16 protein-coding genes are annotated in these 16134 nt (G+C 37.7%); all 16 read right to left on the bottom strand.

From position 1 onward, the window contains the following. Nucleotides 1-192: 192 nt before the first annotated feature. Nucleotides 193-507, bottom strand: coding sequence for a YxeA family protein (locus HMPREF2603_RS04870; RefSeq protein ID WP_060803498.1), 315 nt, complete (start codon nt 505-507; stop codon nt 193-195). A 180-nt stretch (nt 508-687) separates the two neighbouring features. Then, nucleotides 688-1038, bottom strand: coding sequence for a 50S ribosomal protein L19 (gene rplS, locus HMPREF2603_RS04865; RefSeq protein WP_002480676.1), 351 nt, complete (start codon nt 1036-1038; stop codon nt 688-690). 105 nt (nt 1039-1143) lie between these two features. Beyond that, nucleotides 1144-1881, bottom strand: coding sequence for a tRNA (guanosine(37)-N1)-methyltransferase TrmD (gene trmD / locus HMPREF2603_RS04860; RefSeq protein ID WP_060803497.1), 738 nt, complete (start codon nt 1879-1881; stop codon nt 1144-1146). After that, nucleotides 1878-2381 carry a ribosome maturation factor RimM gene (rimM, locus tag HMPREF2603_RS04855; RefSeq protein ID WP_002480674.1) on the bottom strand — a complete coding sequence of 168 codons (504 nt, stop codon included), beginning with the start codon at nt 2379-2381 and terminating at the stop codon, nt 1878-1880. Before rimM ends, trmD begins: the two co-directional genes overlap by 4 nt. A 112-nt stretch (nt 2382-2493) precedes the next feature. Continuing rightward, a complete protein-coding gene (rpsP, locus tag HMPREF2603_RS04850) occupies nt 2494-2772 on the bottom strand; it encodes a 30S ribosomal protein S16 (protein ID WP_002480673.1) in 279 nt (92 codons plus the stop codon). Between the two features lie 161 nt (nt 2773-2933). Beyond that, entirely contained in the window at nt 2934-4301 is a 1368-nt protein-coding gene (gene ffh / locus HMPREF2603_RS04845; RefSeq protein WP_002480672.1) for a signal recognition particle protein, read from the bottom strand. Between the two features lie 13 nt (nt 4302-4314). Then, on the bottom strand, nt 4315-4647 hold the full coding sequence (locus HMPREF2603_RS04840) for a putative DNA-binding protein (protein ID WP_002480671.1): 333 nt from the start codon (nt 4645-4647) through the stop codon (nt 4315-4317). After that, nucleotides 4634-5869 (bottom strand): signal recognition particle-docking protein FtsY, encoded by a 1236-nt coding sequence (gene ftsY / locus HMPREF2603_RS04835; RefSeq protein WP_002480670.1) that lies wholly within the window; start codon nt 5867-5869, stop codon nt 4634-4636. The genes HMPREF2603_RS04840 and ftsY overlap by 14 nt, the downstream gene beginning before the upstream one ends. Beyond that, on the bottom strand, nt 5866-9435 hold the full coding sequence (gene smc, locus HMPREF2603_RS04830) for a chromosome segregation protein SMC (RefSeq protein ID WP_060803495.1): 3570 nt from the start codon (nt 9433-9435) through the stop codon (nt 5866-5868). Before smc ends, ftsY begins: the two co-directional genes overlap by 4 nt. A 40-nt stretch (nt 9436-9475) precedes the next feature. Next, entirely contained in the window at nt 9476-10183 is a 708-nt protein-coding gene (rnc, locus tag HMPREF2603_RS04825) for a ribonuclease III (protein ID WP_371106790.1), read from the bottom strand. 159 nt (nt 10184-10342) lie between these two features. Continuing rightward, nucleotides 10343-10576 carry an acyl carrier protein gene (locus HMPREF2603_RS04820; protein WP_002480667.1) on the bottom strand — a complete coding sequence of 78 codons (234 nt, stop codon included), beginning with the start codon at nt 10574-10576 and terminating at the stop codon, nt 10343-10345. A gap of 124 nt (nt 10577-10700) precedes the next feature. After that, entirely contained in the window at nt 10701-11438 is a 738-nt protein-coding gene (gene fabG, locus HMPREF2603_RS04815) for a 3-oxoacyl-[acyl-carrier-protein] reductase (RefSeq protein ID WP_057511044.1), read from the bottom strand. Continuing rightward, on the bottom strand, nt 11431-12357 hold the full coding sequence (fabD, locus tag HMPREF2603_RS04810) for an ACP S-malonyltransferase (RefSeq protein ID WP_002480665.1): 927 nt from the start codon (nt 12355-12357) through the stop codon (nt 11431-11433). Before fabD ends, fabG begins: the two co-directional genes overlap by 8 nt. After that, nucleotides 12350-13336, bottom strand: coding sequence for a phosphate acyltransferase PlsX (gene plsX, locus HMPREF2603_RS04805; RefSeq protein ID WP_060803494.1), 987 nt, complete (start codon nt 13334-13336; stop codon nt 12350-12352). The genes fabD and plsX overlap by 8 nt, the downstream gene beginning before the upstream one ends. A gap of 7 nt (nt 13337-13343) precedes the next feature. Next, nucleotides 13344-13901 (bottom strand): transcription factor FapR, encoded by a 558-nt coding sequence (gene fapR / locus HMPREF2603_RS04800; protein ID WP_002480663.1) that lies wholly within the window; start codon nt 13899-13901, stop codon nt 13344-13346. 177 nt (nt 13902-14078) lie between these two features. Continuing rightward, nucleotides 14079-16133 carry an ATP-dependent DNA helicase RecG gene (gene recG, locus HMPREF2603_RS04795; protein WP_070463259.1) on the bottom strand — a complete coding sequence of 685 codons (2055 nt, stop codon included), beginning with the start codon at nt 16131-16133 and terminating at the stop codon, nt 14079-14081. Nucleotide 16134 lies beyond the last annotated feature (1 nt).

The following is a 16134-nucleotide window of genomic DNA, read 5'->3' as shown; positions in this document are numbered from 1 at the left end:
CAAAATTGTTTATTCTAAAGTGAGACTATGGGCATACAGAGGACATAACCAACGAGAATACAATGAAATCATTCATCAATATCACACACATCAAAAGCCAAGTGCAGATGATTGGAATAGTGACAATTCTATCTAAACTATATAAATAAAAGAATCGCCTTCTCTATTAAAATGGCGATTCTTTTATCGTTCTTATTCTTTTACATCTTTAGGCAATGTATCGAGATAATGGATTTCTTTCACATACTTGCCTTTATGGATAATCACAACATTCTCCTTTTGAGGATCAAAACCATTGAATGTCAGCTTATAAGGCACACGTTCTCCATCTTTTGAGTATGCTTGAACATTTTCATAGTATTGCGTACCTTTTTCAACCTTCGCATATGATTTTTCTGTAGTTAGAAACGGATTAACACGATCTGTGTATTCATTCCTGACAATACTGAATGCGACAACCGCAAAGAATAACAATATCGCAATCGTTACTAAAACCTTCTTTTTCATTTACTTCTACTCCTTCTATGATGATTTTCTTGTTGTACTTGTAAAAATAATGATTTTCATTTTATAGAATGCTTTCATTATACCTAATTTTTCAGAATTTTCATACGACAATTTACATAAAAAAAGACTGTTCCATGATTAGGAACAGCCTTGTCTACTCGTATGTCTATCTGTCTAAAATTAGCGAATTTCTTTAATTCTAGCAGCTTTACCACGTAAGTTACGTAAGTAGTAAAGTTTAGCACGTCTAACTTTACCGCGACGAGTTACTTCGATTTTTTCAATTTTTGGTGTGTGTAATGGGAATGTACGTTCCACACCTACACCAGATGAAATTTTACGAACTGTGAAAGTTTCTGAAACTCCGCCACCGCGACGTTTGATTACGACACCTTCGAAGACTTGGATACGTTCACGAGTACCTTCGACGATACGTACGTGTACACGTACAGTGTCACCGGCACGGAAGTTTGGTAAGTCTGTGCGTAATTGTGATTTAGTAACTGCTTCGATTAATTTGTGATTACTCATTTTATTATTCTCTCCTTCAAACTATGTTCTTGCCTCGACAACAAAATAGCAGCGGATCATAGTGATTTTTCGTGCTTAGCACACTTAAATAATATTAGCACACTGCTATTTGGTTTTCAATTGGTTTTTGTAGTTTTCAAGTATTTTTTCATCTTCTGATGTTAATGGATACTTTGTTAGTAAATCGGGTCTTTTGACAAATGTTCTAATTAATTTTTGTTCATGTCGCCATGCATCAATGTTTGCGTGATTACCTGATAATAAGACGTCTGGTACTTTCATACCTGCAAATTCTCTTGGACGTGTGTATTGCGGAAACTCTAATAAACCATCAGAGAATGAGTCATCTTGATGTGACTGTTGATTGCCGAGTACACCTGGAATCAAGCGTACAATCGCATCTGTCATGCTCATCGCAGGCAATTCTCCACCTGTTAATACATAATCTCCAATTGAGATTTCATCAGTCACTAAATGTTCTCTGATACGTTCATCATAGCCTTCATAATGACCACAAATAAACACTAAGTGTTCTGCTTGGCTCAATTCTTCTGCCACTGCTTGTGAGAAGGGTTTGCCTTGTGGGCACATTAATATCACACGTGTATTTTCTGTCGTCTCAAGGTCTTTCATCGCATTAAAGACAGGTTCTGGTTTCAATACCATACCTTGACCGCCGCCGAATGGATAATCATCAACTTGATTATGTTTATTAACCGCATAATCTCTGAAATTGACGGTGTTCACTGTTAGAATCTCTTTCTCTTGTGCACGCTTTAAAATAGAATGATTTAATACGCCACCAAACATTTCTGGAAACAGCGTTAAATAATCAATTTTCACTCGTCGAACATTCCTTCCAATGGCGTAATTTGAATACGGCGCCCAGAGACATCTACTTCTTGGACAACATCTGCGATATAGGGAATCAAGTACTCTTTATCACCTTGAACGACCCATACATCATTGGCACCTGTTTCAAAAATTTCTTTCACACGACCAATCGGTGTTTCACCATCAAAAACTGTGCAGCCGATAATGTCGGAATAGTAAAACTCATGTTCATCAAGTTCAATTGCTTCATGATCACGCTCTTGTGTCAGAATATCACCTTTAAAGTGCTCCACATCATTAATGTTGTTGATACCTTCAAATGTCAACATATGGAACCCTTTGTGCATACGATAAGAAGCGACTGTTAACGCAATTTCTTCGCCTTTGTGATTCAATGTCAAAACTTCACCAGGTTGAAAGCGTGTGTCTGTAAAATCTGAGTTAGATTTCACACGTACCTCACCTTTTATCCCATGTGTATTTACAATTTTACCGACTTCTACTTTCATGCACATTGCCTCCAATATTTGGTCTCGTGAAAAAAGCTCCAATACTTAACAATAACCCTAAGACAAGTGTATTGTCTCAGGGTTATGAGATTAAAGCAACTTATAGCTTAAATTACTTAGATTGACGTTGGTCGTCGAATTTTTTCAAAATACCTTCTTTAGATAAGATATTGTGAACTGTATCAGTTGGTTTCGCGCCGTTAGCTAACCATTTAAGTGCTAACTCTTCGTCGATTTTAACTGTTTGTGACGCATCTTTAGTAACCGGATCATAAGTTCCGATTTGTTCGATGATACGACCATCACGTGGCGCACGAGCATCTGCTGCTACGATACGGTAGAATGGATTTCTTTTTGAGCCTAAACGTGTTAAACGAATTTTAACTGCCATGTATAATTCTCTCCTTTGAGTCTTTGTTTTCTTTTCTACAAGAAATAATAATAACAGGTATCAGAAAGTTTGTAAAGAGGTTTCTCTTTACCAATTTTATTTTTTATCTCTAATACACAGTAAAAGGTGTTGTAAGTCGCTACTCACAACACCTTTTTCGATTAGAACGGCAAGTTCATGCCTTTCATCATATTTTCAATTTGACTGCGTTTGCCTTTTTTACCTTTGCCTCCGCCAGTAAATTGTTTCATCATTTTCTTCATGTCATTGAATTGTTTCATCAAACGGTTAACTTCTTGAAGTGAACGACCTGATCCTTTTGCGATACGTTTCTTACGAGATACGTTTAAGATTTCTGGTCTTTCACGTTCAGCTAAAGTCATAGATTGGATAATTGCTTTGATATGATCGATTTGTTTATCGCTCATATTCAACTTATCCATACCTTTCATTTTGCCCATACCTGGAATCATTTTCATGATTTCATCTAATGGTCCAAGATTTTTAACTTGGTCTAATTGTTCTAAGAAATCATCTAATGTAAATGAAGCAGTACGCATTTTCTTCTCTAAATCTTTTGCTTTAGATTCATCTACATCTTGTTGAGCTTTCTCGATTAAACTTAACACATCACCCATACCTAAGATACGCGACGCCATACGTTCTGGGTGGAACAATTCTAAACCGTCAAGTTTCTCACTGACACCAATAAATTTAATCGGTTTTTGCGTAACAGAACGGATAGATAAAGCTGCACCGCCTCGAGTGTCACCATCAAGTTTTGTTAAAGTAACACCTGTTACACCTAATTGATCATCAAATGATTGCGCAACGTTGACTGCATCTTGACCAGTCATCGCATCTACAACCAACATAATTTCATTTGGTTTAGACAATTCTTTAACTTCAGCTAATTCGTTCATCAGTTTTTCATCAATATGCAGACGACCTGCTGTATCGATAATCACAAAGTCTAAATGTTCTTCTTTAGCATGTTTCAATGCATTGTCAACGATTTGTTGCGGCTGGACTTGGTCGCCTTCACTATAGACTGGAATGTCTAATTGTTTACCGACTGTTTGAAGTTGGTCAATCGCTGCTGGACGATAGATATCGGCTGCAACCAACAATGGTTTCTTATTGTATTTTTTACGCATTAATAATGCTAATTTACCTGCAGTTGTCGTTTTACCTGCACCTTGCAGACCAACCATCATCACAACTGTCGGCGGTTTATTTGCCATATTAACCGTCGCATTTTCGCCGCCCATTAATTGTGTTAATTCATCTTTAACGATTTTGATAACCTGTTGGCCAGGTGTTAAAGATTGCATGACATCTGAACCTAAAGCACGTTCAGAAACAGTTTTGATAAATGATTTTACCACTTTGAAGTTAACATCGGCTTCAAGCAATGCAAGACGCACTTCACGCATCATTGCTTTAATATCCGCTTCAGTCACTTTCCCTTTTCCTCGGATCTTCTGCATGGTCGCTTGTAAACGATCGGATAATCCTTCAAATGCCATCCAAGTGACCTCCTTATTCTAATTCTTCTAGTTTCTCAATATATTGTTTCAAGGCATCCGGATCTTCAATAGATGCTTTCATTTGAGTATAAATTTCACGACGTTGTTCAAATTTTGAATAAAGCGCTAATTTCGCTTCATAATCTTCTACTAAATCACCAGTTCTTCTTATGTTATCATATACTGCTTGGCGACTCACATCAAAAGTATCTGCGATTTCGCTCAAAGAGTAATCTTCAAGATAAAATAATTCCAAATAATTACGTTGTTTTTTCGTCAATAAAGATTGATAAAAATCAAACAAGTAATTCATACGCAATGTTTTAACTAAATCATTTTTGCTCATCAGGTGTGTCACCGTCGTTTTCTGTTGTTTCTGCTGCTTCTTCTTGATGTTCTTCAACTGTTTGTTCAATCATGTCCGCAAATAAGCCATAAACATAGCTTTCAGGATCGAATGGTTGTAAGTCATCTAATTGTTCACCTAAACCGACATATTTAACTGGAATATGCAGTTCATTACGGATGGCTAATACAATACCACCTTTAGCAGTACCGTCAAGTTTTGTTAATACAATACCTGTGACATTCGTTACATCTTTGAAGTTACGTGCTTGTGATAATGCGTTTTGTCCAGTTGTCGCATCAAGGCAAAGCAATACTTCATGTGGCGCATCTGGAACCGCACGTCCGATGACACGTTTCATTTTTTCTAACTCATTCATCAAGTTCGCTTTGTTTTGTAAACGTCCTGCAGTATCACAGATTAAAATATCGACACCTTGGTGTTTGGCCGCATTAATCGCATCATACATCACAGCTGCTGGGTCTGAACCTTCGCTTTGGCTGATAACATCTACTCCGACACGTTCGCCCCATACTTTTAATTGGTTGATTGCACCGGCTCTGAATGTATCACCTGCCGCAAGCATGACTTTCTTGCCTTCTGCTTTATAACGGTGTGCCAATTTACCGATAGTAGTCGTTTTACCTACACCATTGACACCGACCATTAAGATGACATTCAAACGGCCATCTTCTAAGTTCATCACTTCAGAATTATCGTCTTCTTGTTGATAAATTTCTACAATTTTTTCAACGATAACTTCTTTTAAGTCTTCTGTTTCTTTAATGTTACGTCGTTGTGCTTCTGTACGTAGTTCATCAACTAATTCCATCACTGTGTTGAAACCTACGTCAGCAGTAATCAACATTTCTTCTAAAGCTTCGAAGAAATCTTCATCCACAGTACGATAACGTGCAATCAAGTTATTTAATTGCTCTTGGAAGTTTTCACGTGATTTCTCTAAACCTTGTCTGAATTTCGCACCTAATTTTTGTGATTCAATTTCTTCAAATTCTTCAATAGAAATTAAACCGTCATCAAAATCGAAATCATCTTTCGGTTCTTCTTTAGGTTTTGCTTCAGGTAACGTTGATTTTTCTTCTTTTTCAGCTGGTTTCTTGTCTTCTTCTGACGATTCCGTCTGGTCTAAGTCTTGAAGCTCTTTTTCTTCTTCCGTTGGTTTGCCCGCAAACTTATCTTTTAGTCGTTTAAAAAAGCTCATTTTTCTTCCTCCTTCAACACTTCATCTATCGTATTTAAATTCACACTTACCAGTTTAGATACACCAGATTCTTGCATCGTAATACCATATAGTCTATCAGCCGCTTCCATTGTTCCTTTACGGTGTGTAATCACAATAAACTGTGTCTTCTCAGATAATTGTCTTAAGTAATTCGCATAACGAATCACATTCGCCTCATCTAATGCTGCTTCTACTTCATCTAGTATAACAAATGGTGCTGAGCGTACTTTCAATAACGCAAATAATAAAGCAATTGCACTTAATGCACGCTCTCCGCCACTAAGTAATGACAAATGCTGCAGCTTCTTACCTGGTGGTTGTACGATAATTTCAACACCTGCAGTTAAATAGTCATCATCTGTTAATTTCAGTTCAGCTTGGCCGCCGCCGAATAACGATTTAAACACTTCTGAGAAATGTCCTTGAACCGCATGGAATGTTGTTTTGAATCGATCCATTACCGCTTGGTCCATTTCACGAATGATTTGTTCTAATGTCGCTTTCGCTTCTCTTAAATCAGTACGTTGTTCATCTAAGAAAGTAAAGCGTTCATACACTTCTTCAAACTGTTCAATCGCATTAAGGTTAACTGGACCTAATTCTTCAATCGACATTTTAGTCAATTTTACTTTCTGTCTTAAAGTGTCAATCGGCTCATCTTGTTCATAGAGGTCTTTTGCTGCTTCAAACGTTAAATGATAATCATCATTTAAGTGATCCATACTATGTGAAATCAACACATCTAATTTGGATTGCTCTGCTTTGATATCTTGATAGCTGTTTTCAATTGATAGGATATCACGATGTGTTTCTTGAAGTTTGTCATCAAATTCTTCTATTGAAGCGTTCGTTTCTTGACGTTTACCTTTTAATACGTCTAAGCGTTCATTTAAATCCCCTTTTTCTTGTTGTTTGATTTCAATATCTTTTTGAATCGTTTCAAAAGCTTTTTGTCCTGTCACTTCATCAGAATTAAACAGCTCAATATCTTCTGCTAATTTTTCTTGTTGAAGTTGATTTTGTTTGATTTGATTATCAATACGTTCAAGTTGTTGACGTTGTGTTTTACTACGTTCTTTCAACACAGCTAAATCTGATTGCTTTTGATGCAATTGTTGCTGTAATTGTGCAGTACTTTCTTTACCTTCTTTAGATAATTGCGTCAAACTTTCGATTTGTTGCTCTAAATCGGCTAACTTTTTCGCGAGTTGTTCTTTTTGTTGTTGTTTCGCTTCTAAAGTTTCACGGCTCTTTTCACTTTGATAGCCATCATTTTTCTCAAATTCAAACTCTTCATGTTCACTCTTAATATGTGCTTCACTTTTCTTCAAACGGTCTAATTCTAGTTCGATATTATGCACCGCTTGTTTAGCTTCGTTATATTGTTGACTGATTTTTAAATATGTTTCACTCAATTGATTCGCTTCATCTTTGACTGCTTGAACTTCTTTTTCAAATTGAGTTGTCTGCTGTTCAAATTGTTTCAACTGTTCACGCAACTGCGTCAACTCATCACGTTGTGCTAAAATGCTTTTCGTCTGACGTTGACCGCCACCAGTCATAGAACCGCCTGGATTCACGATATCGCCTTCTAATGTCACAATACGTGTGCGATAACGAATCGCATGTGCTAATTCATTTGCGTGTTTTAAATCATCAACAATAATGGTATTGCCGATCAAATTATAAATAATCGCACTATAGGTGTTATCTACACCGATTAAATCCGCAGCCACCCCGACAAAACCTGTTGCTTGTTGGGCAGTGTTCATAATATCTGTTTGTAAACGTCTTGGTTGAATAACATTTAACGGTAGGAATGTTGCTCTGCCTAAGCGGTTTTGTTTTAAATAAGCAATCGCTTGGCGTCCATCTTTTTCAGTATCCACAATAATATGCTGCATAGAAGCGCCTAATGCTGTTTCAATGGCTGTGGTTAATTCTGAGGGTACATCTATCACTTCTGCTACTGCGCCATGGATACCGTTCAATGGATTGTTTTTCGCTTTCAAGACATGTTTTACACCATTGAAGAAATACGTATAGTCTTCTTCACGACTGGTTAAACTTTCTATTTTAGCTTTCAATTTATCTGTATAACGATACGCTTGGTATAACTTTTCTTCGTATTCGTTTTGTTTATTTTTCGTTTCAGTCAGTTGTGCTTCATTGTCTTTTTGTTGTTGCTCTAAGGAAGCTAATTGTTGTTGTTTTTCTTTTTGTTGTGCTGTGATTTGATTAATTTCAGACTGAATTGATTTTAATTGATTGAACGCATCTAATAAACGACTATCTAAACGATTTTGTTTGGCTTCGTTTTCTTCGATAGTGCGTTGGAGGAAGCGAATATCGTTATTAACCTCTGATTGTTCAGACATTAAATCATAATAACTGTTTTTAATCTCTTCTAGTTGCTCTTCATGATCTGCATCTGATACATATAATTGGTCTTCAAGCTTTTTCACTTCTGCAGCTAAACTTTGTTGTTTTTCAGTCAGCGTTTGTTTATCTGCTTTAGCTTGTTGTTGATCTTCAATCAATTGCGCATGTTGTGCTTGCAATGCTTCTTGTTCTTCTTCATAACGCGCATTCGTTTGTGATTGGTTACGCTTACGTTCTTCTAATACATTCAGCTGACCTGATAATTTTTCTGCTGCTTCTGTTGCTTGGACTAACTGATAATTCAAGCGTTCAATTTCATCGTTTTGTTGATTTAATTCCGCTTTATAATTCGCTAGCGTGCGAGAATAGCGATTTTGGTCTGCTTCTTTTTGTGCTTGTTGGCTCTTTAAGATATTTAAGCGTTCATCTGCTTTACTGATAGCTTCGTTATACTCATTAATATCATGAACCGTCACCAATACATCGCTTTTCTTCATTTCTTTAGATAAATGTTGATACTCTTTCGCAATCGCAGCTTCTTCTCTTAAAGGTTCTACACGACCTTCTAAATCATACAAAATATCTTCAACACGATTTAAGTTTTCTTCTGTTTGATCTAACTTTTGAACAGATGCTGCTTTACGCTTTTTATACTTTAATACACCTGCAGATTCTTCAATAATTTGACGTCTGTCAGCGGGTTTCGCATTCAAGATTTCATCTACACGGCCCTGTGAGATAATACTGAATGCTTCTTTACCTAGTCCTGAATCTAAAAAGAGATCTGTGATATCTCTTAAACGGGCACGTTCGTTATTTAAATAATACGCACTCTCGCCGCTGCGGTACAGCCTGCGTGTAACGATGATTTCGTCTTCTTCAACGTTTAATTGATGTGCATGATTATCTAATTTTAATCGAACTTCCGCATAGTTTTGTGCTTTGCGATGTTCTGCGCCGGAAAAGATAATATCTTCCATTTTCGAACCGCGTAAAGATTTCGCAGACTGTTCACCTAAGACCCATTTGATGGCATCTGTTACGTTACTTTTACCGCTGCCGTTCGGACCTACAATTGCGGTCACACCTTGGTCAAAGTGGACTTCAGTTTGCTGCGCAAACGATTTGAATCCGACTGCATTGATTGATTTTAAATAAACCATACTTCACTCGATCTCCCTATCACTGTTTGACACAGCTTGTTCATTGTTTCTGATTCATCACTTTATAAGCCTTCTCTGCGGCTTTTTGTTCTGATTCTTTCTTCGTTCTGCCTTGGCCTTCTGCCACCGCTTCACCTTCTAATAACACTTCTGAGGTAAAGAGACGGTGATGTGCTGGACCTTCTTCATGAATTAAACGATATGTGACACTGCCTTTATTCAAGCGATGAATATATTCTTGGAATTGTGTTTTAAAGTCAATGACACCCATTAGCGCATCATCTTCAACGTATGGGAAGATAACTTCTTGCGCAAATTGCCATACCACATCTAATCCTTGATCTAAGTATAAAGCGCCTACAAAAGCTTCAAAGGCATCTGATACGAGCGACGGACGTGTGCGTCCACCAGTTTTTTCTTCGCCTTTGCCAAGTAGGATTAATTCATTTAATTTGATTTTATTCGCAAATATTACAAGTGAGGGTTCACAAACGATGGTCGCGCGCATTTTTGTCAGATTCCCTTCAGGCAATCCTGGATATTTGTCATATAAATACCGTGAAACCGTCAATTCTAATACCGCATCTCCTAAGAACTCTAAGCGCTCATTATGCGCAAGTCGGTCCATATTAAAATCGTTGATAAAACTAGAATGTGAAAATGCTTGTTGATAAAGAGGTAAATGGTCATACGTGAGATGTAACATCTCCATTTTTTGTGCAAACTTTTGATTAAAAGCCTGCAGCATAGCGTCTTTCTTATGCTTGGTCAAAAGATGACCTCCTTTTAATTTTACAGAATACAACATCGCGCTGTATGCGCTTATGTGTCTCATTTTACGTGAATTTAATGCAAAACAAAAGAAAAATCTGAGTCGCTGATTAAGACGACTCAGATAATATTGTTATTATTTTTCAAGGTTATTGATGAAGTTTACTGCGTCACCAACTGTATTGATTTTTTCAGCTTCTTCATCTGGAATTTCAGTACCGAACTCGTCTTCTAATTCCATAACTAATTCTGCGATATCAAGTGAGTCAGCGCCTAAATCATCTTTGAAAGATGCATCTTCAGTTACTTTGTCAGCATCTACACCTAAACGGTCAACGATGATATCTTTAACTTTATCGAAGTTTTCCACGTCGATTCACCTCCTTTAAAAAGCCTATACGACTCTATTATTTTCCCATTTTATCATCAAGAATACAAGTAGGATTACCCCACAAAATAGTGTAATCCCACTACTTCTCGTGAATTAATGGTTATTATTCCATAAACATACCGCCATTAACATGGATAGTTTGGCCAGTAATGTATTTTGCTTTGTCAGAAGCTAAGAAAGCTACTGTGTTCGCAATGTCTGTATCTTCACCGAAACGGCCTAATGGAATTTGTGATTTCATTTGATCTTTAAGGTCGTCATTCAACGCATCTGTCATATCAGAAACGATAAAGCCTGGTGCTACTGCGTTAACTGTAATGTTACGTGACGCAAGTTCACGTGCTGCAGTTTTTGTTAAACCGATAACCCCTGCTTTAGTCGCAACGTAGTTTGCTTGACCAGGGTTGCCGACTGCGCCCACCACACTAGATAAGTTGATGATTGCACCGCTTCTTTGTTTCATCATTTGACGTGTTGCTTTTTGAATACAATTGAACACACCTTTTAAGTTTGTGTTGATCACGTCATCCCATTCTTGTTCTTTCATACGCATTAATAAGTTATCACGTGTAATACCTGCGTTGTTGACTAATACGTCTAAAGAACCGAATTGTTTTACGACTTCTTGAATCATGTCTTTAACTTCATCAGGATTTGCGACATCTGCTTGAATCGCAAAGGCTTCAACACCTTTATCCTTGATTTCTGCGACAACTGCTTCTGCTTTGTCTTTATTGCCTGCATAGTTGACTGCGACATTATAACCTTCTTCAGCTAACTGTAACGCAATACTGCGCCCAATACCTCTTGAAGCTCCTGTTACTAATGCACTTTTACTCATGTTCATTCCATCCTTTAACATCTTCGAGTGTTTGAATCGAAGTTAATTTAACGTCTCTGTTGATTTTCTTGATTAAGCCCGATAAAACTTTGCCAGGTCCGATTTCAATAAAGTGATCGACACCTTGTTCAATTAAATACTCTGTTGATTGAATGAATTGAACTGGTGAATACAATTGTTTGACCATGTTTTGTTTAATCACTTCTGCGTCAGTTTCAGCTTGCGCATGATAGTTTTGAACAACCGGAATTTCAGCATCGTGCCATTCGAATTGATTGATGTAATCTTCGAAGTCTTTTTCAATGACTTGCATCATAGATGAGTGGAAAGGTCCTGACACTTTTAATGGTAAGACACGTTTCGCACCTAAGCTTTTACCTTCTTTTACAATACGATCAATCGCTGTTTTATGGCCTGAAACTACAACTTGACCTGGTGAGTTGATGTTCGCCGGTTCAATAATAGAACCTTCTTCTGATAAATCTTCACAGATTTTTGCGACATCATCATAATCTAAACCAAGTACCGCTGCCATGCTGCCGACACCGCTTGGGAAAGCTTGTGCCATCAATTCGCCTCTTTTACGGACGATTTTAACCGCATCTTCGAATGCTAAGACTTTTGCTGCGACTAAACTTGAATACTCACCCAAGCTGTGTCCCATTGTATAGTCCGCATCAACATCACCTAATGCGTTTAATAACGCAATACTATGTGTTAACAATGCCGGTTGAGTGTTTTCAGTTTCGCCTAGTTTACCTTCTTCATCTGTAAACATAGTTTCTAATAAATCAAAGCCTGCCGCATCTTGTGCAGCATCTAAAATTTCAGTAGCTTTTGTATCTTGTTGATACAAATCTTGCGCCATACCTACTTTTTGTGCACCTTGTCCTGGAAAAATAATTGCTGTTTTACCCATTTTGTTCACCTACCGTCTCTTTCATTACTTCAACAATATGTTGTTCTCCTGCAATTTTCGCTTGGCGAATCGCAGAATAAAAAGCTCTCGCATTAGAACTGCCATGTGCTTTAACCACAATACCATCTAAGCCAAGTAATACAGATCCGCCATATTCAGCGTAATCCATTTTTTTACTCATGTTGCTTAAGTCTTTTTTCAAGACTAAGGCAGCTAATTTATTTTTAAAGCTTGCCATTAATGTAGACTTTAACATTTTACCGATTGATTTCGCAGTGCCTTCTAAATTCTTTAAGACCATATTGCCTGTAAAGCCATCAGTGACCACGACATCAGCCGCATCTTCCATTAAAGTTTTCGCTTCAACATTTCCTGAGAAATAGAATGATGGATCAGCTTTCATTAAATCATACGTCGCTTTCGTTAGACTGTTACCTTTTTTCGCTTCAGTTCCGATGTTTAATAATGCAACTTTCGGTGCACCGATACCACGAATTTTCTCAGCGTAAATGTTGCCGAGTTGCGCATATTGTAATAAATGTTCCGGTTTCGCATCCGCATTCGCACCGACATCTAAGAACACAAAACCTTTACCTGAAACTGTCGGTAAAGTTACAACTAATGCTGGACGTGCGACACCTTTAATACGGCCGACAATAAATAAACCTGCTGACATCAAAGCACCGGTATTACCAGCTGAGACACAACCAGAAGCTTCACCATCTTTAACTGCTTGTGCAGCTCTGACCATTGAACTGTCTTTCTTACGTTTAATGGCACGAACCGGCTCATCTTCCATTTCGATTTCTTCAGTCGTATGACGGAAATCCAAACGGTCATGTTTCAGTGTGCACTGTGCTTCATCTCCGAATAAAATTATATGTAAATCTGGGAAGTCATTCAACGCTTGCTCTACCGCTTCTAACACGATACCCGGTGCGTCATCTCCGCCCATCATATCAATGGCTAATGTCACCATTTCGTGATCACTCCTCGTTATAATAATACATTTTAAATGTACCTTTAAAAACACATTTATCTTTCACATAAGAAGAAACCGCAACAGTAATATATTTCGAACCGAAATCAACCACTTGCGCAAAGGCATGGACTGTATCATGCAGTTTCACTTGTTTTAAAAACGTCACTTGGCTTTCTCTTGTCAGCACCATACTCTTTTGGATTAAAGCAACGCATAATGAATTCGCTTGCGCAAAAAGAATATGTCCACGTGCAATGTCATTACGTGTAAAGACTGAATCTTCCGTAATATAAATTAAAGATTCTGCAGTCACATCTGGTTCTACCCGGATTAAATCTCCGATAATCTCATTTCCTTCTATTGCACGAATATGCTTATAGTTGTGCTCAGCAACGGTTTTAATACGTTTACGTAATTCTGGAATCTTCAAAAACGTTCTATCTAATCTGATGGTTTGGATACTGACAGAAAATAAATCACTGAGTTCATTATCAGTCATAAAGGGGTTTTCCTGCAGTCGTTGTTTGATAGCTTCACGTCGTTCTTGTTTCTTCAACTTCATCGCTTTACCCCCTAATTAGTACCAAGTCTTAAGACTACCTACATATCATATCATTTTCTCTTAAATTTGCTCAACAAAAAACACAACAGCCTAATTAAGTATAGTGTATCGAAATTAGTCTGTTGTGTCATGTATTGTTAAATCAAAAGGATTTGTCTTTATTTAAAGCGTTCATTTTTAATCAAAACTTGTATGCAAGAGATTTTGTTCTACAAAGTTGCGCAAAATCGCATATTGGTCTGTAAAGAAGACACCTGATTGAATAAGTTCTGCCGCTTCATCTCTTGCGACTTCTAACATACGATAATCTTCAACAATGTTTGCGACTAAGAAATCAGGCAGACCACTTTGTTTTACCCCGAAGAAATCACCAGGTCCACGCATTTCTAAGTCACGCTCACTCAGTTCAAATCCATCTGTCGTTTGCGTCATAATAGTCATACGCTCAATCCCTGTTTCTGTTTTAGGAGAGGCAATCAGCACACAATAACTTTGATGGTCACTACGACCGACACGACCTCTTAACTGGTGGAGTGTAGATAAACCGAAACGATCAGCATCATAAATAATCATAAATGTCGCATTCGGTACGTTTACACCCACTTCAACCACTGTAGTTGAAACTAAAATATCAATGTCATGTTGGTTAAAGCGCTGCATTACATCATCTTTTTCATCTGCAGGCATTTTACCGTGCAGTAAGCCGACGCGACCAACACCATAATGTTGTTCGAGTGATTCATATAACTCTACGACGTTTTGTACATCTTCTAAGTGTTCCGAACTCTCAATGAGCGGACTGATCACATAAGCTTGTCTGCCTTTATTTAACTCTGCTGTCATTTGGTTTAGTACCGTTTCATAGGCTTCATGTTTTGCCCACATCGTTTTAATTGGTTTACGCCCTTTAGGCAATTGTTTAATCGATGACACATCCATTTCACCGAAAACAGAAATGGCTAACGTTCTTGGAATCGGTGTCGCAGTCATAAAGAGCACATTCGTCATGGCTCCCTTTTCACGTAATGCTTGGCGTTGATTAACACCAAAGCGATGTTGTTCATCGGTTATCACTAGTCCGACATTTTGGAAAGAGACATCATCTTGAATCAAGGCATGTGTACCGATTAGACAATCAATTGTGCCGTTTTCAAGTTGCTCTAGTAAGAGTTTTCGCTTCTTACCTTTAACTGAACCTGTCAGTAACGCAACATTCATGCGGTCGCCAAATAGCTCCGTTAAACTTTCCGCATGTTGTTCCGCTAAGATTTCAGTCGGTACCATTAAGGCAGATTGATAACCTGCTGTCTTTAAGGCATACATACATAAAGCGGCTACGACTGTTTTACCAGAACCTACGTCACCTTGAAGGAGGCGGTGCATGCGAAGCGGTGCTTTCAAATCTCTGAAAATTTCATTCACTGCAGTTTTTTGCGCGTCCGTTAATTCAAACGGTAAACTGTCAATAAAATCTTTGACTTGTGCTAAATCATAATCAATTTCAATCGCTTCATCACTCGATTTTTCTAAACGATTCAACCACTGCATCCGCAATTCAAATAAAAACAACTCAGTAAAAGCATATGTTCTGCGCGCTTTTAATAACGCTGTTTTATTATCTGCGTAATGCAACGTTCTAATTGTTGACGCTAACGATTCTAGTTTATATTTTTGACGTAAATCTTCAGATAGCCATTCGTTGATCTCAATATCATCTAACACTTTACGAATGATATCTCGAAGCGTCTTTTGTTTAATGCCTTCTTTAATACGATAGACGGGTTCTAATTGTTCGCCGTCTTGTGCTTGTTCTGGCTGATTCGTCGTAAAGAGACGCATACCATTGATTTCTTGTTTCGCGCGATTCCATTTACCTTTAATTGTCACATGGTCATGGAGATTAATTTTCTTTTTTAAATACGGTTGGTTAAAAAACACAGCTTTAACCGCTATATTGTTGACCATTAAATGGACAGTAACTTTAGAACGGTTTCTGCCAAAAAAAGCGACAGTGGGCGTTGTGTAAACTTCGCCGACCACTGTCACAGTTGATTGATCTTCTGCTTCGTTTAAATCTACCACACTATTATCTTCATAGCGTACAGGTAAATAAAGCACTAAATCTTCTACGTTATAAATATTTAATTCATTTAACACCGCTATACGTTTTGGACCTAAACCTTTGATTTGGTCTAACGTATACGGCTGATCAATGAGGTTTACTTTAGACATG

Origin of the sequence: Staphylococcus sp. HMSC055C03 (assembly GCF_001809385.1) — a bacterium.
In the GTDB taxonomy this organism is placed as follows: Bacteria; Bacillota; Bacilli; order Staphylococcales; family Staphylococcaceae; genus Staphylococcus; species Staphylococcus simulans.
The sequence above is the reverse complement of the archived record's forward strand: the minus strand, read 5'-3'. Positions and strand labels throughout refer to the sequence as shown.